Source organism: Alloacidobacterium dinghuense (assembly GCF_014274465.1).
Lineage (GTDB): Bacteria > Acidobacteriota > Terriglobia > Terriglobales > Acidobacteriaceae > Alloacidobacterium > Alloacidobacterium dinghuense.
On the sequence record NZ_CP060394.1, the window covers coordinates 3,246,274 to 3,273,269 of the forward strand.

Below are 26,996 nucleotides of genomic sequence, written 5' to 3' on the forward strand. Positions count from 1 at the left end.
CCGCTTTTAATAATTGAGGAATGGCATGACTAGGGAATTAAAGCGTTCGCATCAACATAATCCTTCTTCTTCCATAACCGTTGTACATCCGACCGAACTAAGCGCCCAAACGCAGCAGACGTCAGGGTCGCTGAGAATGTCGGCAATCTCAGCTGTGCAAGGCGTCGTCTCCTCGATGTGGGCCGGACTGTTTTTGGTGGAACCCTCCGCAAAAACAGGCATTCACCATCATGGCGAGCAGGAGACGATCGTCTATGTACTGGAGGGCGAAGCCCTTGTTCGCTGGGGAGATCGTGGGAAACAGTCAGTTACGGTCAGAGCTGGCGACTTCCTGCACGTGCCAAGTTGGCTGCCCCATCAGGAACTGAACCCTTCAGACGATCATCCTTTCCGGTGGATAGTCGTTCGAAGTACGCCGGACCCAATCGTCGTCAATCTTCCTGATGACTTTTGGACCAAAGATCCGGAAACATCTGGAACTTTCGAGTCAACGTAACACACAGTCTATTGACTTAATCAAAGGTGAAACCGTGAAGCCTTCACGTTTCATAGGCTCTGAGGTAATTGCCGCGCTGATAGCCACGATATGATTCCGGCGGCATCGCGCGCAAAGAGAAACATCAGCTGACGCCATATCCATATATAGATGGATGGCTCAGTAGACAAAGACCTGCACTTCCAAAGGATCAACTTTTGCAGTGTAATTCGCTGTTCTGCCTAAAGGGACCTGAGCTGACCGAATCTTTCTGCCAAAGATATTGAGGTTACAAATGTCTGAGCACGTAAATGCATCAAAACATATCCTTACAGGACTAGCGCACCCTCTGCCTGAAAATCATGCGTGGCATGAACTCTCCGACTATAGTGTTTACTGCGCGGAACAGCCGACTACTCTTTGGCGCGAACACAGTCATACTTGCACGCAAATCATGGTCGGTTTCGACCCGGCCTATATTCGTGCAGAGTGGCGCGGTGTTATCGGAAACGTTCAGCATCGAGAGCTCAGTGGTGACTGCATTTCAATTATCCCCCCTGGTGTCGCGCATACTACTTTTTGGAATCGCCGCGCAAATCTGTTGAACCTCTATGTAAACGACGAGTTTTTTCATAGGGCCGCGCAGGACTCGCTTGGTGACAGGGTGCCACAACTCTCCCCTGCATTCTTGGTGCGCGACCCTTTCATCGTCGAGATGGCAAAAGTCCTTCATCGTGAATCTAAATTGGGCACCATGTCCAAGTTGTTAATCGGGTCGATCGCTAATGTGATTGCGGTTCACTTGTATCGAACATATGGTCCCAAATCCGCTACAGGTCCCGCATACGTAGGCGGTCTTGGGCCAACGCGTGAGAGAAGAGTGCGCTCATATATCGAGGAAAATCTCGATAGATCTCTTGGACTTGAGGACCTTGCTGACATTGCAGGAGTCAGTCCCAACTACTTTGTATCTCTTTTTCGCCAGTCAGTCGGTATGACCCCGCACAGATTTGTCTTGCAGCGACGAATCGCGCATGCACGCAAACTACTAGCGAATCTAAGTTTGTCACTTGTAGCAATTGCATTTCGCTGTGGATTCGCAGACCAAAGCCAGTTCACGACTACATTCCGAAAATTTGTAGGCTTGACACCCGGCCAGTATAGAAGATGCCTTTAGCCGGAGACATTCCAGACACTAGCCTTCCTGGCGTTATGGATCATGGGCGAGCCGTTCAGCTTCATGGCATTCCTCGGTGTCGCTGGTGGGTGTCATCGTCAGTCATTCTATCGTCCTCTTCGACTACATTGAGGAACGCCACATTGCAGGGGACGATTTCGAGAACGAACTCATCGACGTAGCCATTCTCCGGCTTCACCCAGTGCTCATCACTGTTTTCGCAACGGCGCTTGCGCTCTTTCCTCTCGCGCTGCACGGCGGGCCGCTATGGAAGCCTCTATGCTACGCGCAAATAGGCGGTCTGCTCATCGCAACCGTCGTCACCAAGCTTCATGTGCCGGTCATGTACGCGATCTTCTTTCTCGGCCTTAAGATACTGGAGTGGGGTATAGTCGAGGAGCCTACTCCTTCACAGCCATCAAGTCTTCCTAATCATCAACCGTACGTATCAGCGAGTCATCCCGAATGAGACACGGCATCGTTCTTACCTTTGTATTTGCAAGCGCGCTCTATCTTCAGGGACAGGCCAATCCGTCACCTCAGCCGGCCGCACCTTCTATCCTGCAGGATTACGATCAGGCCATCGACGCCGTAGCAGAGAAGGCCATGCAGTCTGTCGTAGAAATAGAAGTTACCGGCTACGGCGTGCCCGAGCACAACGACGACAACAGCACTCCACAGATGCTGCAACGCCAGCGCTCGTTGGGCTCGGGCGTCATCGTTGACCCTGACGGCTACATCGTCACCAACAACCACGTTGTCAACGGAGCAGTGCGCATCCGTGTCATCATCTCACCCGCAACGGTTGAGATGGCGCCCTATCACACGTCGCTTGCGCGCAAGCAGCGCGTCTACGAAGCCAAACTCATTGGCACGAACCACTACGCCGACCTGGCCGTAATCAAAATCGAAGAAAAGAATCTCCCCGCAATGCCGCTACCCAATGAGCAGTTTCACGTTCGGCTAGGACAATCCGTTCTCGCCATCGGCGCACCGCAGGGACTCGATCACACCGTCACCAAAGGCATCGTCAGCGCAATAGGACGGCAACCCGAACTTGATCGCCCCATGGTCTACGTGCAAACCGACGCCCCCATCAACCCTGGCAACAGCGGAGGCCCGCTTGTCGACCGCAATGGCAACCTCATCGGGATTAATACCTTCATCCTCAGTTCTGGAGGAGGCAGCGAAGGCCTGGGCTTCGCCATTCCCGAACCGGTCGTGCGCTTCGCCTATAACGAAATCAAAGCGCACGGCGGTGTTCATCCCATCACCATCGGAGCGCACGCGCAAACTATCACGCCCGACCTCGCCTCCGGACTGAAACTCCCGCAGGATTGGGGCGTGATCATCTCTGACACAGACCCGGGCAGTCCCGCAGAAACTGCAGGTTTGCATCGTGGCGACGTCATCACCGCCATCGATGGCATACCCATCGATTCCCTGCCCAAATATACGGCTTACATGTACCTCCATCCACGCGGTTTTCCCATGCAAATGAAGATCCTGCGCAGCGGCCAGCCAGTCACAGTTACCGTGATGCCTATCGACGCGCCGCCAACTGTCGACAGTCTCTCCGATCTCATCAATCCCAGCACCGATCTCATTGCATCGCTTGGCGTCTTCTGCATCGATCTCAAAGGACCGCTGAGCGATTCCATGCAAACCCGCTCCAAGACCGGAATTCTCGTCGCCGGTCTGCTCAGCGGCGAGCCGGCTACACTAGCGGACCTTGAACAGGGCGACCTCATTCTCACCATGAACGGAAAGCCCGTCAGCGACACAGCGCACCTGCGCCAGGACCTGGTCAACTTCAAACCAGGCAACGCCGTGGTTTTCGAAGTCGAACGTCAGGGCGTCATCCAATACGTCGCTTTCGAGATCGAGTGAAAGAAGACGTCCATTCGTCCTCGCATTGACAAATCTTCTTTTGAATCCATAATTGGATACTATATTTATAGCGAGGTGGCCGATGGCCGCGAACCGTCGTGAGTTCTTGCTGGGAGCTGCCACTTTTGCGGCCAGCACTTCTTTTCCGTCATTCGGTCTGACTGCGGACAACACCGAGGTGGAAGCTTCAGCACAGGCTGTCAATGCAGCTTCTCTGTTCCTTCTTGAGTTCGACGGATGTGCGCTGACGAGTCTCCGCTTTGCTGCCGATGCATTTCCAACGAACTACATCGCAACGGGGCAGAAGCTGGGTCACATCCAGATCGCATGGCGACGTCCCAACGGCCCATGGCAGAAATTCCACTCAGCAGACGCCACTTCACCCAAAGACTCTGCCGGTACGTACCATGTGCTGGACGATCGCGGCGAGGTACTCGACGTGGCCGTTCGCCTGGAGCCTCAGAACAGCATCCTCCGCTGGACAATCGCCCTGTCCAACCATTCCTCCGACCCTATCGAGATTGGCGACATCGCGCTTCCGTTGCCGATGCACTCCAGCTTCAGCGACAAAGAACCTCCAACCGCTTCAGTCTTGAAGCACAGCTTCATTTCCGGGCACGGCTCGTTCTTGTTCTGGATGCGCTCGAACAGTGTCGGCCCGTATCTGGTGATGACGCCGGAACCTGATACATCCTTGGAATATTGGGACCACATTCCGCCTGCTACAAAAGGTCAGCGCCCGGCATTTCGCGCCTATATACACTCCGTGGCCATAGGCGAATCGGTACAGGCAGCGGGAGGCCGCTGGCGCCAGCCACGTACAAGCGTCACGCTGGCGTCCGCTGGCAAAGCCGGTGCTGATCGAACGTACGCTTTCCAATTAGCCTGGGCGCCGGACTACGCAGGCGTACGACAGCGTCTGGTGGAAGCGGGAGGAATCGATATCGAGATTGCACCTGGCATGACGGTGCCGGCAAATCTGTTCACCTGCATCGCTGTCCGGTCGCATGATCCCCTCAAGAGCATCGTTGCCGAGCATCCGGAACAGACGACAATTGATTCCCTCGGCGAGAAGGACGGGCGCACGCTCTACCGCGTAAAATTCAACCGCCTCGGCGAGAACATGCTGACTGTGAACCATGGCGCGGGAGGCGCCACGCGGCTGGAGTTTTTTTCCGCCGAGCCTCTGGAGACGCTCATCCACAAGCGCGCTGCGTTTATTGCCAGGCATCAGGTCCGCGATGCAAGCAAGTGGTACAACGGTCTGCTCGCGGAGTGGAACATGGACTCTCAGGTTCAACTGGGACCAGACAACTACGACCGCATCAAAGGCTGGCGCATCTATGAGGTCACCTGCGACGATCCAGGGTTGAGCAAGCCCGCCCATCTTGCCAGCAAGAATGCCGAATTTCCCAACCAGGCCGAGATCGAAGCGCTGGACTACTACATTGAACACTTCGTCTGGGGCGGCTTGCAGCGCACCACCGAAGAGACGGATAGCTACGGCATTTATGGCATCCCAGACTGGAAGCAGAACCGCGACAGCAGCGATCCCGGCAACAAGGGCAAGCGCCATATCTGGCGACCATACGACTATCCGCACATCGTGGTGATGTACCTCAGCATGTACCGCATCGCCCGCGATTATCCGGGAATGAAAATGAAGTTGGACCGCGCCACTTACCTGGAACGGGCATACGGTACGGCGAACGGCATGTTTACCATTCCCATGCGCGTCACCGGCTGGTCCGCATACGAGACGGGCTTCTATAACGAAGTCGTCATACCGCAACTCATCGAAGAACTCGATCTGGTCGGCAAGCACGACGAGGCTGCGCAGTTGCGCACGCATTGGGAGAAGAAGGTGGCATTCTTCGTCAGCGGCGGCCCGAACCTGTTCGGATCGGAGTACGCATTTGACTCCACCGGCTTCGAGTCAACGCAGGCCATTGCGCGTTACGCGCTCGATCACCCAACCACACCAGGCATCACTCCACAGGCGGCCGAGAATTTCGCCGTCACTCAGATTCGCGCCAATCTCTTTTGCCGCGGAGTCATCGAGAAGGCGTATTACTACTACGGCAGCGACTATCGCGGCGGCGCTGGCGACTCCTTCACGCTGAGCTACATGTCACCGATGGGTGGCTGGGGCGTCCTGAATCACGCGCTGCACGATCGCCGCGAGCCCGACGCCACCATTCGCCTGGGGTATGCTTCCTTTCTCAGTTCGTGGTCTCTGATGAACACAGGCACGAACGAGAGCGATTTCGGCTACTGGTTCCCGGGCAAAGCAAACGATGGCGGCACAGGCGGCGGCTTCGAGCCGGCAGCATACGGCATGACCTGGCTCGGACAGCCTCACCACCGCGGTTCCTGGTACTACTCCTGCGAAACAGATCTGGGCTACTGTGGCGCGCTCCGCACCGCTGCGACCATCGTTGCGGACGACCCCGTCTTCGGACGTTTCTGCTTCGGCGGTGAGATGTACGCCGAGAAGACGTCGCTACACATCATCCCGCGCGACGGCGTCCGACGGCGTCTACATCTGCGCACAGCCGGACAGCAGATCGATCTCGAATTGACTGGTGCGCGCTTCGTCAAAGAAGAGCCCATCCAATGGTCGACCGATCAACAGGAATTCCGTTTCGCATTGGAGACGGAGACAACAACCAATGGTGAGGCACTGCTTTTAATCACGGGCTTGCCGGAGCAGAGCTACAAAGTCATTTGTGGCCAGGAAACGAACACATTCCATCCCGACGACAAGAAGCCTCTGCGAATCCGCATTCCCGCCGGAAGTTCAAAAGCGAAAGTAGAGATCGTTCGAAGCTAACCGCACGCCTTATCAAGGAAATTGAGAATGACGAGTTCGCTCCGCAATACCGCCAAACTTCTTCAATGCGCTCTCCTGCTGGCCGTCCCAACTTGCCTTCCCGTGGCGCATGCGCAGGCTCCGGCCGGCGCCCCTCATGAAGTAAGTGAAGCCGACCGCCTGCGTGGAGCCTACGGTCCTTACCGGGCCAACAACGACCTGCTCTACTACCACCTCGACGTGCGCGTCGATCCGGCACAAAAGATGTTAAGCGGCAAAAATGTCATTCGTTTTGCCATGCTCAAGCCGGATACGCGTATCCAGCTCGATCTGGTGCCAACCTTCAACATCGACAAAATTGTCCTCGATGAAGCGGGCGGCACAACGCGTGCGCTCAAGTACGAACGGGCGGCTGGCAGAACTGTTTATGTCGACTTTCCCGAGACCCTGAAAAAGGGCACCACGTACACCATTGAGTTCTACTATTCCGGCCATCCCGTCGAGATGGGACGGTTCGGAGGCTTCGTTTTCCGCCCCGACCCAATGGGGCGGCCGCTGGTAAACACCGCATGCGAGGAAGAGGGCGCCAGCGTGTGGTGGCCGAATAAGGACCAGTGGCAGGACGAAGTTGAGAATATGGACATCAGTGTCGAGGCTCCCAGCGACCTCGTTGAAGTCTCCAACGGACGCCTTCAGCGTAAGACCGATCTTGGAGATGGCTTCACGCGCTGGGACTGGGCGGTCAGCTATCCGATTAACAACTACGACGTTTCGCTGAACATCGGTAAATATGAGCACTTCAGCGATGTCTACAGCGATCAGTATGGCCCGCTGACTCTTGACTATTACGTCTTTCCGGAAGACCTGGACAAAGCAAAGCGGCAGTTCCTTCAGGCAAAGAACATGCTCAAGGCTTTCGAGCATGCATTTGGCGAATACCCCTTCTACAGAGATGGCTACAAGCTCATCGAAGCACTCTATTCAGGCGTTGAGAACCAGACGGCAATCACCTACGGAAATCACTTCGAGAACGGCTACCTTGGACGGCCTAAAACCGGCATCGGCACGTGGTTCGACTTCATCATCGTGCACGAAAGCGCGCACGAGTGGTTCGGTAACAGCATCACCGCACGTGACCGGTCCGACATGTGGATCCATGAGGGCTGGGCGAATTACTGCGAGTCCGTATTTGTCGAATATATGTGGGGTAAGGGAGACGCCATCACCTACATCAACACAGGCAAGGAAAATGTGAAGAATGCCGAGCCCGTGATTTGCGAAGAAGGCACAGTCTGCACGCCGCCAGTCGACCAGTACAAGAAAGGCGGTCTATTCCTTAACACCGTGCGCAGCGTTATCGATGATGATCATGAATGGTTTGCCCTGCTACATGACTATTACCAGCACTTCAAATATCAGACCATCATGACCACAGACATCGCGGCCTACTTCAGCAAACATAGCGGCCGCAATCTAACCCCCATCTTCAACGAGTATCTCCGTCATGCTGCCATTCCCACGCTCGAGCTGCGCTTTGATTCGCAGGCTCACACCGTCGCATACCGCTGGCAAGCTGACGAACCGGCATTTGCGATGCCAGTAAAGGTGGGCGATAAGAACCACTGGCAGATCATCACACCAGTCACCACCCGATGGCAGGCCATGAACACTCCTCTTGACAGTGAGCACTTCGATGTGGCAACAGACCAATACTACGTGAATATCAGAAAGCTCTGACCCCTCATGTCCGGTATAGATCGTCGAGGTTTGCCCTGTCGTCATCCCGCCCCCGCCGCCATACCATCCACCCCGATACCAGCCGGGTCCGTAGCCCCACCCGTCTATGTCATGCGACGTAAATTGCTTCTCCCGTACCGATGGCCGTTTGATAGCCGATAAACAGATCGGAGGATTATCTCCTTCGACTTTGGTCAGGCCTTTTGTGGCTAACTGGGCATCGACTGAAGCCTTGATTTGCTTGTCCGTGATGTCATCTACCGGCGTTGCGCACCTGATGGCAACCCACTTGTGAGTTTTGAACTTTGAGAGATTGGTATCCTTGTCGAAGTTATACCGAACAGCCAAGCTGTATGAACTTCGGATGCCCGGGGCGCGGACACAGAGCAAACTTCCAATCGAGATCGTCGCTGGAATCCGGCAGCCGTCATCACACATCTGTACGCAACCCCAGACCCACGCTTTTCGATCGGGCTTCGAATCGGGCACCAATGTCGGCGCGGGCTGTAGCTGTCATCCGACCGGCTTCCGACCATCTTCGCTCGACTCGCGTTCCTTTGCATCCTGTCTGGCCCTAAACGGCCAGTTGCACGCTTTTGAGGGCCTCAGCGCAGCTGATCGCCTTGTCTGTCAAGCCCCTCCGCAGAAAAAAACAATGGTGATCCCTTTGACTGAGGTTGGAGTTGGACCGTTTGTCCTGCGAAGCAGGACGGCGGTGAAAGAGCGGTGCTTCAGCCCCGCGTTAGGCCCCAACAAGAAGGGGCTTTTAGCCCCGGCGCATCTTACATCCTTTTCCTTTGTCAAGGGGATAATCTGCAAAAAAACTTCTAACTTGCACATTCCAAACCGAAAAAACCCGAGCTGGATTGGCGTAGTATTTCCGCCAAATTTGCTAAACTGGAAATAGGAAGAAAAATCCCGCCAAATGGCGGGCTTTTATTTTCATTGCAGAATCTAAGGAAACCGGACCCCCTGCTAAGTGATTGAAAACACTAGAAACAGGTTAACCCGATTAGAATCATAGGCATAGCAGGAGATTATCCCCCCGTAAGTGATTGAAAACAAATAAGGCCCACCGCGATGCGGGAGGGGGAGGGGGATACCTGGCTGGCAGCCGCCTTTTGCCGCTAAAAGGTCTTCATGAATTCGATCAAAGCGCGCTTATCTGCATCGGAAAGGTTCGTTCCAAAGTAGTGTCCGCGATCTTCGATGAAGTCCGGACACTTGCTGATTTTCAGCAGGTCCGGAACCAGCTTCAGCAGCGCCTTTTGGGCCTCCTCAGCATTCAGCTTTTCAACCTTGATCCGTAACAACTCACCCTGAACACGAGCAAGGAGATTGAGCCGATCGATTTCTCCATGTGGATTTGAGAGATCGAGATCGGCATTTGCCAGCAGGTTGATGGGCGTGTTTTCCGGGATCGGCCCGACACGCAGATATCCATTGGACACAAACTCGCTGATCTCTTTCGGAAGATACGCCGCAGCAATCTCGATGTAACTTTGCTCCGACGTGCGCAGGATAGAGTTCACGCCGCGACGCTTCTCCGGCCACAACAGCTTTTCCATGGCATCTTCAAACGCCGCAACGCGTCCAGCCGTCGACGGATCGTCAGTGTAGGTTCCCAGGGCGCTGTTATGCAGAAGCGGCGCAGTTGCCCATATGCCAAGAAGCGAAGGAACCCGGTAATATCCCGGCCCACCTGCGGGCAGCGAGAAACTGCTGGTCGATTGATCGAACGGATTCGTGACCTCAATCTCTCCTACGGAAGGCAATGACTTGTATGTTCTCGACGAGAAGTTATCCCAGACGTGTCCTTCAACAGCATTTGTAGCCAGCCCGCGCGCCGCATTGGTTTGAACAACGGATACAGGAATTCTCTCCTCAGTCGAAAGAAAATTCTCATCCAGAAAATCGGCCTTCAAGACTTCCGCTTTCATCCACCGCGTATATTCAGACGAAGACCGGTCAATCGATGCAGGTGGCTGTTTGCTGGAGTGACATCGTGCACAATGCTCGGCAAAAACGATCTTTCCCTGTTCAAGCAATTTCGCATCACGGGTAATGAATTCCCTGCCGCCAGGAGCATCGGCGAGATGCGGACTCTTCATCCGCATCAGAAATCTTGAAAGGCTAGGAATACGCTCGATCGTTGACTGCCAGTAAATCGAGCCCTTTTGCGCCTTCTCCACTGCAAAAGGATGCTGCGCTGAACCGCCGACAATCACGTTATGATCGCGAAGCCATTCCTGGCTGTACTCTCCAATACTGACGTAGACGCGGCTCAAAGCACAAGCCAGTCCGACAGAGTCAGCACCATCCTTCAACACATGCGGGACTGCAGCTGAGGTTGCGCCATTCGAGAAATACAGTGCGCCGCCGCTTATCTCCTCAGTATGCGCAACCGAAAGGCGATCTTTTATCGCATAAATGGAATTTATCTTGCTGGGGTTGTTCAGATTGTCAGTAGCCAGGAACGACGTATCGATCGTTCCCGGCTTCCACGAATGAAGAACCTGGAATGCATAACTATCGGCGCTGGCAGTTGCCGCAAACACCTTCGCGCCCACCAGGTATTGGTTCCCAATCGTCGACGACAGATTCTGCCACTTCGGCTGCTCAGGATCATCAGGAGGTTTAAGCGGATTGAACGCTACATGACACAAGGCGCAGGAAATTCCGACGATGTAAGGCCGGACTAATTGAGGGTTCGTATAGTAAGGGGCATCATTATAGTAGCGCTGCGGATCCCACGCCCGTTGCGCAGCTGCATCGAACTTCCGATTGGGATAAATCCTCAATCCGATCACTCCAGAAGAGCGGCCATAGACGCGCGCATCTACGCCCTCCTCCTGCGCCCCTTGATCAAGCCAAAGACCATATTGATCAGGCTGTGTAGCAGGTGCGTAACCCGGCTCATTCATCAGTCCCATATCTGCGAATCGTGTTGCGCGGTGACGGGAATCAAGTGTCTTGAGAAGATCGACGATTCCGAAACCCCGCTGCGCCATGTGATCCCAGAAAACCTGATCACCAGCCGTCCACAGTAGCCAGGTATTTCGACCTCTGGTCTCGTCATCATTCAACGCAATACCACTGTCCATTTCATCGAAGGCATGCATATTTGCTTGAGGAAAATCGGCAATCGTCTTCCCCGCAAGCATTGCGTCGTCAGGAATGATTTCGCTACGGTGATGGCGTCGAAGAAGAACGACTGAGATCGCAACGATAGCAGCGCAGAACAGGACTACCGCAGCAAATTCGAATACGGGAGATCTCGCCTGCCCCTCAGCCCTGTCACCAGGCTCGTTCATGATCAGAACGTTTTCAGGAACTCAATCAGGGCACGCTTATCCTGATCGCTGAGCGCTGGCTCTTCAGCAAAATAGCTGGTGCCGAAATAGTGTCCACGATTAACGATGAAATCTGGACACTTGTTTAGCTCGAGCATCGGCTGCACGAGATTTGCAAAGACCTTCCGTGCATCATCGTCAGTCGCATTTCCGGGAAGCTCGTCCAGATCGTGTTTCATCCTAAGCAGAAGTTTTAGAACCTTTTCCTCATGCGCTCTCTTCTCTTCGGCATTCGCGGGCTCGCCAAGAAGATCGATATTCGAAAGCAAATCTACGGGAGTTCCCGCAGGGATAGGGCCTAATTTCAATCCCCCCTCACCAAATATCGCGGGGAAGTACCGTTGGCCGGGCGAGATGAGCGGCTTCAGATAGTCGGGCAGATAGCCGCCAGCAATGCGCAGATAACTTGTCTCTGTTGTGCGATCGATCAGTCCAGGAATCTTATCGCCAAGCACTGAATCTTTATCACGTTTCTCGGGCCAGAGAAGCTTCTCAATCGCATCCTGAAACGAGGTCATGCGCGCGGCAACGGATGGGCTGGGATTGAAATTTCCGATGGTATTGTTTTGTAGAAACGGCGCTGTCGACCAGACACTAATCAGTGAGGCAGGCCGCATGTAACCGCGCCCACCCGCGGGCATCTGGTAAGTGCTCGGCTTGCCTGAATAGGGATCATAGACCGTGACAGTTCCCACCGATGGAAGGTCCTTATAGGTCTGCGAAGAGAAGTTATCCCAGATATTTCCCGCAATCGCATTTGTTGCTAAAGGGCTGCACGCCTGCGTCTGCAGCAATGTTACCGGAACACGCATATCTGTCGAAAGGTAGTTATCTTTGAGAAAATCTTTCTGCAACACGATCTTCCGCATGGCAGATTTAAACTCATCCGTCTTCGTCCATGCCCAGTACGTATTCCAACACGCTAGGTAATCTTTACCAGCACAGCCATCGGGGTCCACGCCCGGGGCAGGCGCTGGAATCTTACTTGAATGGCAGCGCGCACAGCGATCAGCGAAGACCGTGGCTCCATGCTGTAACACGCTCTGATCCTTGGTGAGGTAAGCCTGACCACCCGGCGCATCTTTCAAGAGATGCGGTTCCGTGCTCTTCAAAAAGAACAAAGCCATATTCGGCGTCTGTTGTTCCGTGGCTTCCCAGTATGCTGAGTTTTTGTTCGCAACAGCGATCTCAATCGGCGTAATCGGCTTGCCTCCCACGAGCGCGCGAAAATGCAGCAGCCACTCCTCACTGAATAGACCGATGTTGAGATACACACGATTCAACGCGCCCAGCGCACCCACCGAGTCGGAGCCATCTTTGAGAATACGAGCCGTCCGGACTGTGTCTGGAGGCTGGAAGAACTGTGTAAGTTCTCCTTCATGTACAAAATCATTGAACTGTTTGTTATTAAGTTCTCCTCCTGTAAGTGTCTCCTTGCCCCATCGCTTAGCAACTTCCAAGCGCGCACGGAGACCATAAACCGCATTCATTGAGCGTGGGTTATTGATGTTGTCCGTGGAGATCAGTGATGTATCGAGCGTGCCCGGCCGGGAGGTATGGAACAACTGATATGGGAAATTGCTCGCGTCTGGCTTCCAGACAAAGATGCGATCCACCCAAAAGTATTGGGCGCCAACATTCGAACTCAGATTTTCCCACTTCGGATTTTCTGGGTCATCCGGAGGCTTGATTGGATTCGGACCCACGTGGCAAAACGCGCAGGACATACCCACGCGATATGGTCTGATTAAATTCTTGTCGTTGTAATAGCTTGGGTCCTCGTAATAACGCTTCGCATCCCATCGCTTGGCAGCTGCCGCATCGAAGTCAGGATTCGGAAAGAGACGCAATCCCACGATTCCGGTGGGATAACCGTAGTAGGAGCCAACTGGCAAAGTGTCACGACGCGAGCCAATCTTCACACCCGGGTACTTCTGCTCATTCGCGAACGGATCAGCCGGACAACTGGCGCTGCGTTGATCAAGCCACAGCCCGAAATGCTGCTGATCCGGCCCAGTAGCCTTTTGAAAACATGGTTCATTCACCAGGCCTAGATAGTTCCAGCGATTGTCCCGGCCGTATTTGTAACCAGGATAGGACGATATCGTCTTCAAAAAATCGAGCGTTCCAACACTGGCAGTCGCCATCGTGTCCCAGAATCTATCATTGCCACCCGTCCACACCAACCACATGTTGCGGCCCTTGACTTCGTCAGGAGTCAGAGCAATGCCGCCATCCATGTCATGAAAATAATCTTCGTCAGCGGCAGGAAACGAGGATGCTGCACGGCCCGCGCGACGGGCTTCATCCTGCACCTCGCTTGGTTGTGGGCCGCGCTTGCAGCCTGCCATCAAAGCAAGACAGACAAGAGCGCCAGCCATCCATGCGCGAGAAGGGTAGAACCGAGTCATTGTCATTTCTACTTCAGGACTCCTGTTTCAAAGCACAGATATAGCGAATAGTGAATCGGCGCTGCTGATAGTTTCACAGGATGCTGTATGGCCGAGGATAGTAACATAGCGAATCCTTTGATCGCAGCAGAAATTACTGAGGGAATCTCTCCGAACCATCAGGCTCAAAGTGCTGTACGTGATTCATTGCCTGCCTCAACGCGGACAGTTTTGTATAGATAAGCTTTCTCGCGCGATTCTGATTTCCTAAAGGACGATGTGTTGCTGTCGTGTGCCACGGGTTATATGAGAGCACATTGGCAAAAGCCAGTTGCTCAGGCGAGTCGAATCGCTGCCGCGGAAAATGGATCTTCGCAACCGGAACAAACGGCGACAAGCGTTCGGGCCATTCAATGGATGCATCCTCGATCGGCATGCGTCGCGGATCCGTCTGCTTCTGTATCAAAAAATCCAGCTCCACATCCTCACTCCGGAGCCTCATCGCTAGGGACTGTCGCAACCAGTCATCAGGCGGGTTCCACGGAATCCTTGTCTTATATTTCGAGGTTGGGCGCACAGAGTACTTAACCGCCATTCCTTCGCCGCAAAGATAAGGAACACAACTCCAGTATTGGACCTCCAATGGGCTTCTGTTCATTCTCGCGTACAGACCCTGCATCGTGGCGTCGAGTAGATGGGAATCGAATGGCTTAAAGAAATAGAACACGGGTGTCCCGGCATAAATCGCACGTTGCAGCTTCAGGTTCTCTTTCGTGTTCGGGGTGGTGAACGTCGGACAACTAATGCCCAGAAAATCTTGCGTCCACTTTTCGTCATCTAAGAGTTTGCTTCCTAAAACACCGATTACCTTCACGCCGATGCTGAGGATTCCCGCATCGGCCACATCGGGAGGCGAGAGCGGACCCGGGCCAGAAAACCTGACCCATGCAGGAAAGGTTTCTGGTCCAGCAAAAATACCCTTCTTGAAATCGTCTGGAATACCCGATAGCACTCGGAATTCTGCCCGAACTACACCGTAAGTTTTGGTGTTTCCTGCCCGTTCAGCGACGCGCCCCTGATATTCACGCGTGGTGAACGCCTTCATTTGGTCCGTAATAGCCGAAGCGAGTTCCTGTTCTTCAGCTTCAGCAATCTCCTGACAGAGCCGCGTCTCTGGATTCTTGTGAAGCAGGCGCAGAAAGAACTGCACCATATTGGCGAGAGGTCGCTGAAAAAGCGCATTAAAGCCGTCGCGAAAGTAAGGATCGACGCGATGTTCCAGTGTGACAAGGCCGAGAATTGCATCGTTGATGCGCGGACCAAGAGCCATCGCTATTCGCTTCCTCGGAAAGTACAACAGTAGTAGAGCGGAATTCTACCGCGAAATGCGACAGATACTAAACAGCTTCTTTAAGCCCGGAAACTAAACGTCTGCACTGGGAGATTTTCTTATAGCATGCTGAAGATCAGGAAACTTCATGGCTAATAACGCTAGTAACCCAGCGCAAGACTCGTGGGATTACATCGTCGTCGGCTCCGGCGCAGGTGGGGGCACTGTCGCAGCTCGGTTGGCGGAAGCCGGCTATACCGTGCTTCTTCTGGAGGCGGGCAGTGACTGTAAGCAGCCTCTAGAGGACGGTGCCAGAGAACCAGGTGCTGAGAGGTTGCCCGCCGATTATGACGTGCCCTGTTTCCATACATTCGCCTCGGAAAATGAAGCGATGCGTTGGGATTTTTTTGTCCGCCACTACAGCGATGCCAAGGCGCAGCAGCTCGATCCCAAATATCGCGAGATCAATGACGGGCAGCGAGTTGATGGCGTGCTCTACCCCCGAGCTGGAACTCTCGGCGGCTGTACCGCGCACAACGCCATGATCTTTGTATATCCACACGACGATGACTGGGACGGCATCGCTGAGTTGACCGGGGACAATTCCTGGAACAGCGAGAATATGCGGCGCTACTTCGAGCGGCTGGAAAATTGTCATCATCGTGAACCAGAACGCTTGCTGGCACAAATTGGCATGAATCCAAGCCGCCATGGATGGCATGGATGGCTGCATACGGAGTGTGCCATTCCCTTATCGGCGCTGCTTGAAAAAGACCTGCGTGACGTCTTGATAGCGTCGATCAAGGAAGCAGTTCACGAGATGGGCTATGTCGCCGATCAAGTGGAATGGTCTCTGCAAGGCTTACTGGATCCAAATGACTGGCGCACGGTAAGAGCAAATTCCATCGGCCTGCATTACATGCCGCTAACTACGAAGGACCATGCCCGGATCGGCACGCGCGAGCGCGTATTGGAAGTTGCCGCGAGACATCCGGATCGACTACATACAGAGCTTAATGCGCTGGCCACGCGCGTCTTGTTCGACGAGAATCGTCGAGCTATTGGCGTTGAATATCTTAAGGGCCAAAACCTCTACAAAGCCCACGCTCACCCCAATATGATGCCTGGTGTGCGGCGCACAGCATATGCCCAGCGCGAAGTCATCCTGGCGGGAGGCGCATTCAACACACCGCAGCTTCTCATGTTGTCGGGTATTGGGCCAGCCGAAGAGCTGCAGCGCCATGGGATTGAAGTCTGCGTGGATCTCGCTGGAGTCGGCAAAAATCTGCAGGATCGTTATGAAATCGGCGTTGTGAACCGGATGAATTTTGAGGAGTGGGAAATCTTCGAGGGTGCGGAATTTTCGACAGGAGACTCCCAGTATGACTGCTGGGATCGGTCTCGGGAAGGCGCCTATACGACAAATGGCACACTACTTTCGATGTACAAACGCTCTGCGCCCGAGCGGCCTCTGCCCGACCTGTTTTGTCTCGCAGTGCTTGGCCGCTTTGAAGGATATTTCCCCGGTTATTCTCGGGTATTCGCTACGAACCGCAACTACCTCACATGGGCTGTGCTCAAAGCGCACACAAACAACCGAGCTGGCCGAGTGACGCTTCGCTCGGCAGATCCTCTCGACATGCCTGAGGTCAATTTCCACTACTTCGAGGAGGGCACGCCTGATGACGGCCAGGACCTCGATTCAGTAGTAGATGGCATTCGCTTCGTGCGCAAACTGACGGACCGACTGCGCCGCAAAGACGTAATTGCGGAAGAAACGCTCCCCGGTGAAACGCTTCAGTCAGACGACGAATTGCGTCAATATGTTCGAAATAACGCGTGGGGACATCACGCGTCCTGCACCTGCGCTATCGGGCCACGCGAATCTGGAGGTGTACTCGACAGCCACTTCCGCGTACATGGAACGATAGGTCTGCGGGTAGTAGACGCCTCAGTCTTTCCCCGCATTCCAGGCTTCTTTATTGCGTGCGCGGTTTACATGATCGGAGAAAAGGCCGCCGACGTCATCCTTGAAGATGCGCGGCCTCTGACTGAATCTTTCGATTGACAACTCCCGGCTTCCAAACGATATTGGACTGCAATTCACCGCGTAATCTGCAACGCGCCAGAGTTGGGGCGCACTATTTCTGACAGAGTGCGGCTATACCGGAAGGTGTTCCGGTTTTTCCGAGGAGTTACAAGTCTATGCCCTATACCGTTCCGCAATTGCTGGGCATGTCCCAGAAAGAACTCGACGACCTGTTCAGCGCCAGCCTGCCAGGCGACATTCCTAACGGCGAAGCGAATGGAACTGCGATCATCGCGCCTGGAACTATCTATTCGCAAGAGATTGCAACATTTATCAATCATTTCGCATGGCAGGGAAAAACCTTCGATGCAAGCAGTGGCACCTTACGAAACCGCATTCTTCCGTTTGGCTTGAACGCAATTGTCGCCAAAGTTTACAGGGGAGAAAGCTGGTTCGACGGAAAAGACTGCATTGTTCTGGACTATTCTGAGACTTCTCTTCTGGCGCATTGGATTCGCGATGAGATTCGTCTGATCGCTCCCGGTCTGTATCTAGGAGTTGTTTACTGGGACAAGACGAAACTGATCGATTTTGCAATTCAGTTCCCCGGACAATGATTCCGCAAGCGCATTTGACGTTCGTGGCGCCCATCGCCACCGGGCGAGTGGACGATTTACGGCAACTGCTGCTTTCGATGAACCAGTCGCCGGGCGTTGCAGATCCACAGAACGCGCTGATTCCGTTTGGCAGTCTCGAAGAACTGCATTTTGCGCGACTGGTCATACTCGAAGATCAAACTCTTCAGGACATTCGCGCTTATAACCTTCCGCCGCCTCAATATCCTGTTTACCTGGCATTCTTTTGTGACTTCGATGGATCGCTCGATGCATTCCTCCCAAAACTGGTAGGTTGCGCACATGGCGGGTTGACGATCATTTTCGAACATTGCGATGACTTCTCAACCGGAACAGATCTCCTTAAGTGGATGAAGGGCCATCATCGAAACCCTGCAACTTCCTACATAAATTGGTTGGGTCGAACGATGCTGCAGGTTCGCGAGGAGGAAGCCTTGCGGCTGGCAATTCGCAAATGGCTTAACGCAGACAGTTCGCGAACAAAATTGTCACCACGTCAGTTACAGAGCGATTTGCGTTCGTACATTGTCTCCGAGCAAACTGCCGGTAGGCTTTCGCTCACCCCAGACCCCGCCACTCCTTTTATTTGGGAGTTGCAGGACATCGCTCATCTTATCGCGGTCCCACTGCTCCTGATACTCCTACTACCCCTGCTCATCCTCTACGCGCCTATCTTCATAATTCAGTTGCGGCGGCGGGAACGAACTGATCCCGAGATTGCTCCGCGCCCGACTCCAAGTCATGCTGAACAACTGGGTACTCTCGAAGACTACGACGTCACAAATCAATTCAGCGCATTCGGCAGCGTTAAACCTGGCCTGTTCCGGCGATGGGCGCTTTCCTACGTTCTCTGGATCATCAATTACACAACGCGGCACATCTTCAATCGCGGCAGGCTCGCGCGCGTCACTACGATTCATTTTGCCCGCTGGGTTTTTCTTGATGATAAAAAGCGGCTCTTCTTTGCCAGCAATTACGACGGCAGCCTCGACAGCTACATGGATGACTTCATCGACAAAGTCGCCTTTGGCTTGAATGTCGTCTTCAGCAATGGCATTGGATATCCAACCACCAATTGGCTTGTCCTGGGTGGCGCAAAAGATGAGCAGAAATTTAAGTACTTCATTCGCCGGCATGAACTGCCGACAGAAGTCTGGTACAACGGGCACCCCGGTCTAACAGCGCTGGGCATGCAGCGGAATACGCTGATTCGTCAGGGACTTGAAAATCCGGGCATGCCGGACTCGCAACTACAGCAATGGGTCCAACTGCTCTAAAAGAGGAATCGTAATGACCACGCCATCTCCAGTCGATTTTGCAGACATACAAGGCCTGGTGCGTTTTGGATACGGAGCGCTTACAGAAGCCTCATTTGTTCTGCTTGAAATTAGAGATCCGTCGACGGCGCGCGCGTGGCTTGACTCCGCACCTGTTTCGACTGGCGTGGAGTTGGCTCAAGCACCCGACACTGCGTTGCAGATTGCATTTACGTGCGAAGGGCTCCGCGCTCTCGGCATTGGAGAAGATATCCTCACGGGCTTCTCCGCTGAGTTCTACTCGGGAATGGCCGGAGATAAGAACCGTTCGCGACGGCTCGGTGACGTGGGAGCAAACTCTCCGCAATACTGGGAGTGGGGCGGATCGAGCAAGAACCCTCATCTGGTTGTGATGATCTACGCACGCGAAGGTCAACTCGAGGCCTGGTCGCAGACGATTCGCGGAGCAGACTGGGAAAGCGCCTTTTCCGTGCTGGATTGTCTCCCCACCTCAAATCTGTTCGGAGTGGAACCATTCGGTTTTACAGACGGCATCAGTCAGCCCACAATTGACTGGAAGCGGCAACGTCAGCCCAAAGAGGATCAGATCGCCTATGGAAACCTGGTGGCATTGGGCGAGTTTCTCTTAGGCTACCCGAACGAATACGGCAAATATACAGATCGTCCGCTGATCGCCACCAACGACGAGAAATCGGTTTTACTATTCGCCGAAGACAAGCCTGCGCTTTACGATCTAGGCAGAAACGGGACTTATCTCGTTCTCCGCCAACTGACCCAGGACGTTCGCGGCTTCTGGCAATTTCTCGACCGACAGGCAAATTCCGATCCCCAGACCCGACAGACTTTGGCAGAAGCATTTGTGGGCCGGAAGCAGAATGGCAAGCCTCTGGTGGATCTCAGTAAGGAGCCAATTGAAGGCATCGACAAGAAGGATGCGATTCAAAATCAATTCACTTTTGATTCGGACACCAACGGTTTGCGCTGCCCTTTGGGCGCGCACATTCGCCGCGCGAATCCTCGAACAACTGATCTCCCCGGCGCCAGCGACAATGTCTTTTCGAAACTGAAACACACATTGGGCTTCGGTGAAGGCAGCTATGGGCAGGATGTGATCGCTTCAACACGTTTTCATAGGCTGCTCCGCCGCGGAAGGGAATATGGCCCTGGTCTCTCGGTGGCAGATGCTTTGCAACCAGCGCCGCCCGATGACGCAAACCGTGGAATACATTTCATCAGTCTCGGGGCAAATATCTCGCGCCAATTTGAATTTGTGCAAAGCGCATGGGTGATGAGCAGTAAGTTTGCAGGCCTTACAGGTGAAAGCGATCCGCTACTCGGCAACCGTGAGCCGATTCTCCCTTGTGGAGGGACAAGCGCTTTTTCCCTTACACAAGAAAACACTGCGAAGCGCCAGATCATGGCACTTCCGCAGTTCATCACAGTTCGAGGAGGAGCTTACTTTTTCCTGCCGGGCATTCGTGCTTTGCGTTTTCTTGTCAAGGCAGGATCGATATAGAAGATGATTCCTATTTGCTCGGAGGCCGGAGTTCGCTGTCCATTACCGGGCTCTCCTCGGTCACGAAGACCTTGTGGAATAACCACGCCGAATCGCAGTGGAGAAGTTCCGCAATTCGCGCTCGCAGATCCTCGCTGGGTTCGCGAAATCCGTTAATAATTTTGCTGAGATGCGCTTCATCAATTCCGAGCATCTTTGCCATTCTGTTTTGACGAAGACCGCTGGTGTAGATCCGCAGCTTCAAATTCGGGTAGATGTCACGTTGAATTGGCACTGTCATAACCCAATGATCGTTTATTTGCATTGGAAACCTCCTCAGTCGAATGGGCCCCGTTGCTGACTGGCTTGAAGCAATCAGTGTGCCAGAACGAAGAAGCGCGCTTTCGTCAACATTTTGTTGTACTTGCAGCAAATCAACGGCCATGCTGCCTCCCCAACTTTTGCCATTGTTCCCTAAAAGACGAAAAGGGTGCAGAAAGCTGACTTAATCTTTCGGTAACTTACTTTTGGCATTGGCTCCGCATGGGACTGAGAATTCAATGGTAATCAAGGACTAAAGAGGGGTTGTTGTAGCGTTCCAAGAGTGTCACAGTGTTGATGGTGCGTGTTTTCGTCCCACGCCGACCAATAAATTGTTGTTGAACAAGGTGATCAGGTCTGCGGTAGGAGAGAGCATCAGCAGATCGTATGATAGCTGCAGGCTGGTGCCATGCAGTGCTCTTTCAACATATCCAACGCTTGCGAGTTGAACGACTTATGTTAGGCGAGATTGTTGTAATCGGCGAAAATCGGACCGTACATGCCTGCCTGCACCAGGCCTTTCGCGACGACACGTACAGCCTTCTTTGGCTGAGAGACGTCCCGGAAGCAGTCCCCTATCTTCGCGAACCGTCGTGCAAGGCGCTTGTAGCCCTTTTCTGCAATGTAACCATGCGGCGGGAGCAGGACTTTAACCTCTTATCAGAAATCTCTACGACTCATCCCCATCTCCAGATTCTTCTGCTTCCGGAGAATGCAAGAAGCCTGCCCAGCGATCTTCCCGTGCGCAACGGCAACGTTCACATGCTTCAAAAATCCGCATCTGTGGATGGTTTGATCCAGACAGTTCAGCACGCAGCTCGCACTGCCGGCATCCTGACGGAGAAAGCTCGACTGGAAGACAGGACTACACATTCTGAGGGACTGCTCGGTGGAAGTTCTCCGCTGTTTTCTACGGCATTTCTCACTCGTGTTGGAATGGCCGATGTGCCCGTTCTGCTGCAAGGAGAAACTGGAGCTGGCAAAGAGGTAGTGGCTCGGCGTTTGTGTGCGTATTCTCCACGGGCCCACAAGCCATTTCTTAAGTTGAATTGCGCTGCATTGCCCTCGGAGTTAGTCGAGAGTGAATTGTTCGGCTATGAGAAGGGTGCTTTTACGGGCGCGATTGTTGACAAGCCGGGCAAATTTGAAATCGCTCAGGGCGGAACCATTTTGCTGGATGAGATCGGAGACATGGACATCCGTCTTCAGGCAAAGCTTCTTCAAGTGCTCCAGGACGGCGAGATCCAACCTCTCGGCAGCAGTAGGACAGTAAGAGTCGACGTGCGCGTACTTGCGGCAACACATTGCAATCTTCGACGCGCGATTGAGCAAGGTAATTTCCGCGAAGATCTGTACTATCGGCTAAACGTCATCAACATCGTCATTCCCCCTTTGCGCGAGCGGAAGAATGAAATCCTTTCCCTGGCGAACGTACTGCTGCGCAGGCATGTGCGTCCGGGTGAAGAAATGCCGCACATCACCGAAGAGCTAAAGCGAACGATGCTGGAGTACCACTGGCCCGGCAATGTGCGCGAATTGGAAAATATCATGCGCCGTTTTATCGTCTATCAGCATCCATCCATGCTGGTCGACGAATTAAATCAGGCGATTGGGTGCTCGAAGCCCAAGCCAGTTGCAATTGCCAATCACCATCATGGAATTTCCGTCCAGAATGGCTCCTCGAATGGCTCATCATCCATCGATCGTCTGGCCGAACAATCTCGTATAGCCGAATCCAAGCTCTTATTGGAAGCCTTGGAGGCCACGCGATGGAACCGGCGACAGGCTGCCGCCAGTCTCAATCTGGAATACAGAGCGTTTCTCTACAAGCTGCAGAAGTACGGAATCGCCGACAAGAGAGACCGGGCCGAAGATAAGTACGTCTCTTAGGTGAGTACACCAAAAGGTGGAGGGTAAAACCAGCCATCTTGCTCAAGACGACCTGTCTGCGGTTGCGTACTCTAGCAATGTCTCTTGAAAACGAATACCTCCTGAACCCCAATCTTCCGCAAAGATTGGGGCTTTCTTTTTGTCCTTCAGTGCTTCCACATGGTCCCTACCTGCTGTATTACCAACATCCCCGACAATACGGTCACAATGATTGCCGTCAGCCAGGCGGCAACATTGAACCAGTGAGAATTCACATGCGTTCCCATCAAATCCTTGCGGTTGATCAACCGCAGCATGAAAACGATCACGATAGGCAGCAAGATGCCGTTGAGAGCCTGGGAAAAGATGGAGAACTGCACGAGCGGAAAATCCGGGATCAACACAACCGCTGCACCGCCCGCTATCAGTAGAGTGTAAAGCCAATAGAAAAACGGCGCCTGCCGGAAGCTTTTGTCCACTCCCGATTCGAAGCCAAGACCTTCGCAAACTGTGTATGAGGTGGAAAGAGGCAAAACCGACGCCGCGAAGAAAGACGCATTGAATAACCCGAAGGCAAAAAGCAGAAAGGCATACGATCCCGCCAGGGGTTTCATCGCCTCCGCCGCGTCGGCAGGCATGGCAATATTGCCCAGGCCATGCGCCCAGAGCGTTGCCGCGCAAGCAACAATGATGAACCACGCAACAACGTCCGTGAAAATCGAGCCAACAATCACATCAAGCCGCGTAGCCGCATACTTTCTGACGCTGACTCCCTTTTCAACGATGGAGGACTGCAAGTAAAACTGCATCCAGGGAGCAATCGTCGTCCCAATTACGCTTACTACCATGTAGAGATAGTCGTGCTGCCCCCAAAGTGTTCGCGGCGGCAATTCGACTGTCGCAACGATGGCCGTTCGCCAGCTAGGCCCGGCAAGAACACCCGTAATGATGTAAGCGATGTAAAAAGCAGACGCTGTGAGAAAGATCTTTTCAACGCTTTTATAGTCTCCGCGAACTGCAAGCAGCCACACCAGCACCCCGCAGATTGGAACAGAGATGTATTTCGACAGATGAAAAAGCTGCATACTTCCGGCAATGCCTGCGAATTCGCCAATGACGTTTCCGAAATTGACGATGACCAGAAGCACCATGACGATGAACGTCATGCGCAGGCCAAACTCTTCGCGGATGAGATCGCTCAGGCCTTTGCCTGTTACAACGCCCATCCGCGCGCACATTTCCTGAACGATGATCAGCGCGAGGGTAATAGGAATCATTGTCCAGAGCAGCGCGTAGCCGAAGTGCGCACCTGCCTGCGAATAGGTAAGAATTCCGTTCGGGTCGTTATCTACATTCGCTGTTATGAATCCCGGTCCGAGCACAGCAAGAAACAGAAATATCCGGGTTCTCCATCGTTTCAACATTGCAGGGTTCTAGTCTCTGGTTTTCTACATTTCAAAAATTTTAGGGGAGCGTTCTATGGCGAACATATCACGTGTGCAGAGTGATGGAACGTCGGCAGTTCGTTTCTAAATCTTGTCCCGCAAAAAAGCGATGACATGATCCGCTTGTACAACGCCCACCAACCTTCCATCATCATCCAGCACGGGTAACGCGCGCAGATTGTACTTATCAAACAGTTCGGCAACGAAGTTTTGATGAGCATGCACCTGGCATGAAATAAAACGTGGTTCGGTGAGAACCTCGAGTCTCGTCTCCGGCTTTGCCAGAATCATCCGGGCCAGTGGCACCACACCGATCAAGACTTCCTTTTCGTCGACCAGATACAACTCGGTAATGCTTTCAGGATCACCCTCGAACCCCCGTAAGGCTTCAATCCCGTCTGCAACTGTCGCTTGGACCGGCACCTGCACATACGCTGTGGTCATGCGGCCGGCTGCGGAATCCTCCCGGAATTCGAGGAGCTCTTCGACCTCCTGCCGCTCTTCCGCGCCCATTTCTTCGAGAATTGCTTCGGAGCGTTCCTCGGGTAGCTCAGCCAGCAGGTCAGCCGCAGCTCCCGGATCCATTTCCTCTACAATTCCAGCTGCCGTTTCCGAATCCAGAGATTCAACCAGGGCCTTTTGCAGCTTTGGTTCGACTTCTTCCAGCGCTTCAGCCGCGACTTCTTCGTCCAGGGTGGTCAGAATTGCCTCGCGTTCAGCGGGGGCAAGATCTTCCAGAATGTCTGCAATGTCGGATGGATGGAGCTGCGCCAGGCGCTCATGCTCGATCTTCAGCTTGACCCGTCGAGCGGGGTCCACCTCGATCATGTCTACAAATTCCCATGGGATCACCCGCGCCGGGAACTTGCGCGAAAACGTGTCCAGGGCATGTTTGGGTATCACCCCAAGCAGCAGCCTCCGCACAGCGCCCCGCAGCCCTACCTCAACTTCCCGGACGCGAAGATCCTGCTTCTCGTCCCTGGAAAACCATTGCAGATCGACATCGTTGACGCGTACGACCTTGCGCCCGTGCACATCGATAATCTGTTGATCCAGCAGATCCTGCTTGAGAAAAATGAAGTTCTCATCACCCTGCAATGGCTGCACGGCATCCGTGGAGCGCAGTTCGAGCGCTCCGCTTGGCGTACTCCTGACCTCCGTGGCGGGCACCAGTTCCAACCCTTTCTTCGTCTTCAACACCAGGCCGGCAATTCGGCCTGCATCGGCGCCGGTCGCCACAGCAATGTCCTTCAACCGTCCAAACAGACTCCCTTTCGGTTCGGTTACCGGGGTCCCGAGCAGCAGAGCCAGGCTGGGTCCATTGCGTTTTTCGTCCATCTGGTTTCGTATCCCGCGTGCAGTCTAACAGGCGCCTGCATGTGTGTAGTTTTTTTCAATGAGATGCCCGTAAAGCGCCTCAGATTGTTCATCCGCGGAATGATTTCCGGGCCCCGGTTTCGCACCTGCTTGACATTGCTCGGCCGAGCAAGCAAACTGCCCTACAACAGGTTAAAGATAAGGATGTCCATGCATTATGGCGAGGATCAACAATTGACGGGATCGCAGGCAAGCCGGATAACGTATACACTCGAATCTTCGCTGGACAGCGTGAACCGGGTTGAGCAAACAGCCGAGCAGATGGCCAAGAAGGCCGGAGTGGACGAAGATGAGGTGTTTCGCATCGCCATGGCGGTGCGGGAAGCAGCAGTGAATGCAGTTCTGCATGGCAATTCCTACGATCCGGACAAACGGATTACGGCATCCTTTGAAAATACGGGCGATTCGTTGGTGATTCGCATCGCCGATCAGGGAAAGGGGCTCGATCCTGATACGCTGCCCGATCCCCTTGCACCGGAAAATTTGTTGCGCGGTTCGGGCCGCGGAATCTTTCTCATCCGCTCTTTTATGGATGAGGTACACTTCAAGCTATTGCATCCTGGAACCGAGCTGACACTGATTAAGCATCTTGGGACCGCTCAAACCGGCAGTTAGTCTAAGGAGGAATCTTACGTGAGCATGAAGCTGAATACCCGTCAGGTCGACGGAGTAACCATACTCGATCTTAGCGGCCGCATTACCCTCGGCGAAGGCAGTGTGCAGTTGCGCGATGCGATTCGGGATTTACTGGCAAAGGGATCAAAACTCATTCTGCTCAACCTTGCCGACGTGAATTACATCGACAGCTCGGGCATCGGCGAGTTGGTCAGCGCCTACACCACAGTCCGCAATCAGGGCGGTGAATTGAAGCTTCTGAACCTGACGAAGAAGGTTCACGATCTGCTTCAGATTACCAAGCTCTACACAGTTTTTGACGTGAAAGATGACGAAGCCAGCGCAATCGCATCGTATACGCGCGCCTAAGAATCGCTTTTCCACAACTTGTTAGAAAAGGCTGCCGGATGGCAGCCTTTTCCATTGCGATCGAACCTGCACCTTGCTAGTGCGGCTTGCGGTACTCAATATCCTCGTCGCGCAGATAATACTCAGCAGAGCAGTTGTTCGCGCCGCAGATCATCGATTCAAGGCCGGCAAATTGCGCCCTCGTAATCAAGCCCAATGCTCCACAGCTTGGGCAAGCGAGCACAGCCCAATAAGGATTCTTCGCATCGCCCATCGTGCCGGCATTCTCAAGCACAAACAGGGTTCCTGGTTCCATTTGCTCGGGGATCCATTCTTCCAACAACTGCAATTCTGCGGACATAGTCGCCTCCTTTTTGGGGCTTGCTATTGAATAGTGTCAGTACTGCTCCCTGGATTTCCT

At 53.7% G+C, this 26,996-nt stretch carries 20 protein-coding genes and 1 pseudogene; 13 read left to right on the forward strand and 8 right to left on the reverse strand.

All coding sequences use genetic code 11. From position 1 onward, the window contains the following. Window positions 1-136: 136 nt before the first annotated feature. The 6 genes from H7849_RS13345 (at window position 137) to H7849_RS13370 (ending at window position 8,091) form a co-directional block, all read left to right on the forward strand. The gene (locus H7849_RS13345; protein ID WP_186739860.1) at window positions 137-496 is read left to right on the forward strand and encodes a cupin domain-containing protein; all 360 of its coding nucleotides are present in this window, start codon (window positions 137-139) and stop codon (window positions 494-496) included. Between the two features lie 733 nt (window positions 497-1,229). Next, window positions 1,230-1,652, forward strand: coding sequence for a helix-turn-helix domain-containing protein (locus H7849_RS26850; RefSeq protein ID WP_251106816.1), 423 nt, complete (start codon window positions 1,230-1,232; stop codon window positions 1,650-1,652). 76 nt (window positions 1,653-1,728) lie between these two features. Further along, window positions 1,729-2,121, forward strand: a complete 393-nt coding sequence (locus tag H7849_RS13355) for an efflux RND transporter permease subunit (RefSeq protein WP_251106255.1) — start codon at window positions 1,729-1,731, stop codon at window positions 2,119-2,121. Beyond that, complete coding sequence (locus H7849_RS13360; protein ID WP_186739864.1) at window positions 2,118-3,542, forward strand: trypsin-like peptidase domain-containing protein; 1,425 nt, start codon at window positions 2,118-2,120, stop codon at window positions 3,540-3,542. Before H7849_RS13355 ends, H7849_RS13360 begins: the two co-directional genes overlap by 4 nt. Window positions 3,543-3,624: 82 nt before the next feature. Next, window positions 3,625-6,375 (forward strand): DUF5695 domain-containing protein, encoded by a 2,751-nt coding sequence (locus H7849_RS13365; protein ID WP_186739866.1) that lies wholly within the window; start codon window positions 3,625-3,627, stop codon window positions 6,373-6,375. Between the two features lie 27 nt (window positions 6,376-6,402). Beyond that, entirely contained in the window at window positions 6,403-8,091 is a 1,689-nt protein-coding gene (locus H7849_RS13370; protein ID WP_186739868.1) for a M1 family metallopeptidase, read from the forward strand. A 21-nt stretch (window positions 8,092-8,112) separates the two neighbouring features. On the opposite strand, the pseudogene H7849_RS27440 reads toward H7849_RS13370, so the two are convergent. The 4 genes and pseudogenes from H7849_RS27440 to H7849_RS13385 form a co-directional block, all read right to left on the reverse strand. Next, window positions 8,113-8,529: pseudogene (locus tag H7849_RS27440) on the reverse strand (DUF4136 domain-containing protein); the annotation flags it as partial. 689 nt (window positions 8,530-9,218) lie between these two features. Further along, entirely contained in the window at window positions 9,219-11,405 is a 2,187-nt protein-coding gene (locus H7849_RS13375; protein WP_186739870.1) for a hypothetical protein, read from the reverse strand. A gap of 2 nt (window positions 11,406-11,407) precedes the next feature. Next, complete coding sequence (locus H7849_RS13380; protein WP_251106256.1) at window positions 11,408-13,861, reverse strand: hypothetical protein; 2,454 nt, start codon at window positions 13,859-13,861, stop codon at window positions 11,408-11,410. 127 nt (window positions 13,862-13,988) lie between these two features. Further along, window positions 13,989-15,164, reverse strand: a complete 1,176-nt coding sequence (locus tag H7849_RS13385; RefSeq protein ID WP_186739872.1) for a catalase family protein — start codon at window positions 15,162-15,164, stop codon at window positions 13,989-13,991. Window positions 15,165-15,312: 148 nt separating this feature from the next. On the opposite strand from H7849_RS13385, the gene H7849_RS13390 reads away from it, so the two are divergent. The 4 genes from H7849_RS13390 (at window position 15,313) to H7849_RS13405 (ending at window position 20,621) form a co-directional block, all read left to right on the forward strand. Beyond that, the gene (locus tag H7849_RS13390; protein ID WP_186739874.1) at window positions 15,313-17,232 is read left to right on the forward strand and encodes a GMC family oxidoreductase; all 1,920 of its coding nucleotides are present in this window, start codon (window positions 15,313-15,315) and stop codon (window positions 17,230-17,232) included. A gap of 137 nt (window positions 17,233-17,369) precedes the next feature. Next, window positions 17,370-17,810: a hypothetical protein gene (locus H7849_RS13395; RefSeq protein ID WP_186739876.1), complete on the forward strand. Its 441-nt coding sequence runs from the start codon at window positions 17,370-17,372 to the stop codon at window positions 17,808-17,810. Next, window positions 17,807-19,105 carry a hypothetical protein gene (locus tag H7849_RS13400; RefSeq protein WP_186739878.1) on the forward strand — a complete coding sequence of 433 codons (1,299 nt, stop codon included), beginning with the start codon at window positions 17,807-17,809 and terminating at the stop codon, window positions 19,103-19,105. Before H7849_RS13395 ends, H7849_RS13400 begins: the two co-directional genes overlap by 4 nt. 13 nt (window positions 19,106-19,118) lie before the next feature. Then, entirely contained in the window at window positions 19,119-20,621 is a 1,503-nt protein-coding gene (locus tag H7849_RS13405) for a Dyp-type peroxidase (protein ID WP_186739880.1), read from the forward strand. Window positions 20,622-20,631: 10 nt separating this feature from the next. Here H7849_RS13405 and H7849_RS13410 read toward each other — a convergent pair whose 3' ends face one another. Further along, on the reverse strand, window positions 20,632-20,925 hold the full coding sequence (locus H7849_RS13410; RefSeq protein WP_222439643.1) for a helix-turn-helix domain-containing protein: 294 nt from the start codon (window positions 20,923-20,925) through the stop codon (window positions 20,632-20,634). A 452-nt stretch (window positions 20,926-21,377) separates the two neighbouring features. Between H7849_RS13410 and H7849_RS13415 the strand changes: the two genes are divergently transcribed. After that, window positions 21,378-22,811, forward strand: coding sequence for a sigma-54 interaction domain-containing protein (locus H7849_RS13415; protein WP_186739882.1), 1,434 nt, complete (start codon window positions 21,378-21,380; stop codon window positions 22,809-22,811). 146 nt (window positions 22,812-22,957) lie between these two features. Here the strand turns inward: H7849_RS13415 and H7849_RS13420 are convergent, their stop codons facing one another. Both H7849_RS13420 and H7849_RS13425 read right to left on the reverse strand, forming a co-directional pair. Beyond that, window positions 22,958-24,214, reverse strand: coding sequence for an NRAMP family divalent metal transporter (locus H7849_RS13420; protein WP_186739884.1), 1,257 nt, complete (start codon window positions 24,212-24,214; stop codon window positions 22,958-22,960). A gap of 105 nt (window positions 24,215-24,319) precedes the next feature. Then, window positions 24,320-25,573 (reverse strand): magnesium transporter MgtE N-terminal domain-containing protein, encoded by a 1,254-nt coding sequence (locus tag H7849_RS13425; protein ID WP_186739885.1) that lies wholly within the window; start codon window positions 25,571-25,573, stop codon window positions 24,320-24,322. 183 nt (window positions 25,574-25,756) lie between these two features. Between H7849_RS13425 and H7849_RS13430 the strand changes: the two genes are divergently transcribed. Together H7849_RS13430 and H7849_RS13435 are read left to right on the forward strand one after the other, a co-directional pair. Then, window positions 25,757-26,227 carry an ATP-binding protein gene (locus H7849_RS13430; RefSeq protein WP_349627424.1) on the forward strand — a complete coding sequence of 157 codons (471 nt, stop codon included), beginning with the start codon at window positions 25,757-25,759 and terminating at the stop codon, window positions 26,225-26,227. Window positions 26,228-26,245: 18 nt separating this feature from the next. Further along, a complete protein-coding gene (locus tag H7849_RS13435) occupies window positions 26,246-26,596 on the forward strand; it encodes an STAS domain-containing protein (RefSeq protein ID WP_186739887.1) in 351 nt (116 codons plus the stop codon). A 76-nt stretch (window positions 26,597-26,672) separates the two neighbouring features. On the opposite strand, the gene H7849_RS13440 is transcribed toward H7849_RS13435, so the two are convergent. Then, entirely contained in the window at window positions 26,673-26,936 is a 264-nt protein-coding gene (locus H7849_RS13440) for a hypothetical protein (protein ID WP_186739889.1), read from the reverse strand. Window positions 26,937-26,996 lie beyond the last annotated feature (60 nt).

Bases quoted from the DNA above. Each gene is read 5' to 3' on its own strand.
- H7849_RS13375 (WP_186739870.1), bottom strand. From the start codon at position 11,405: ATGAACGAGCCTGGTGACAGGGCTGAGGGGCAGGCGAGATCTCCCGTA.
- H7849_RS26850 (WP_251106816.1), top strand. From the start codon at position 1,230: ATGTCCAAGTTGTTAATCGGGTCGATCGCTAATGTGATTGCGGTTCAC.
- H7849_RS13390 (WP_186739874.1), top strand. From the start codon at position 15,313: ATGGCTAATAACGCTAGTAACCCAGCGCAAGACTCGTGGGATTACATC.
- H7849_RS13395 (WP_186739876.1), top strand. From the start codon at position 17,370: ATGCCCTATACCGTTCCGCAATTGCTGGGCATGTCCCAGAAAGAACTC.
- H7849_RS13370 (WP_186739868.1), top strand. From the start codon at position 6,403: ATGACGAGTTCGCTCCGCAATACCGCCAAACTTCTTCAATGCGCTCTC.
- H7849_RS13415 (WP_186739882.1), top strand. From the start codon at position 21,378: ATGTTAGGCGAGATTGTTGTAATCGGCGAAAATCGGACCGTACATGCC.
- H7849_RS13380 (WP_251106256.1), bottom strand. From the start codon at position 13,861: ATGACAATGACTCGGTTCTACCCTTCTCGCGCATGGATGGCTGGCGCT.
- H7849_RS13345 (WP_186739860.1), top strand. From the start codon at position 137: ATGTCGGCAATCTCAGCTGTGCAAGGCGTCGTCTCCTCGATGTGGGCC.
- H7849_RS13400 (WP_186739878.1), top strand. From the start codon at position 17,807: ATGATTCCGCAAGCGCATTTGACGTTCGTGGCGCCCATCGCCACCGGG.
- H7849_RS13430 (WP_349627424.1), top strand. From the start codon at position 25,757: ATGTCCATGCATTATGGCGAGGATCAACAATTGACGGGATCGCAGGCA.
- H7849_RS13410 (WP_222439643.1), bottom strand. From the start codon at position 20,925: ATGCAAATAAACGATCATTGGGTTATGACAGTGCCAATTCAACGTGAC.
- H7849_RS13440 (WP_186739889.1), bottom strand. From the start codon at position 26,936: ATGTCCGCAGAATTGCAGTTGTTGGAAGAATGGATCCCCGAGCAAATG.
- H7849_RS13425 (WP_186739885.1), bottom strand. From the start codon at position 25,573: ATGGACGAAAAACGCAATGGACCCAGCCTGGCTCTGCTGCTCGGGACC.
- H7849_RS13385 (WP_186739872.1), bottom strand. From the start codon at position 15,164: ATGGCTCTTGGTCCGCGCATCAACGATGCAATTCTCGGCCTTGTCACA.
- H7849_RS13360 (WP_186739864.1), top strand. From the start codon at position 2,118: ATGAGACACGGCATCGTTCTTACCTTTGTATTTGCAAGCGCGCTCTAT.
- H7849_RS13365 (WP_186739866.1), top strand. From the start codon at position 3,625: ATGGCCGCGAACCGTCGTGAGTTCTTGCTGGGAGCTGCCACTTTTGCG.
- H7849_RS13405 (WP_186739880.1), top strand. From the start codon at position 19,119: ATGACCACGCCATCTCCAGTCGATTTTGCAGACATACAAGGCCTGGTG.
- H7849_RS13420 (WP_186739884.1), bottom strand. From the start codon at position 24,214: ATGTTGAAACGATGGAGAACCCGGATATTTCTGTTTCTTGCTGTGCTC.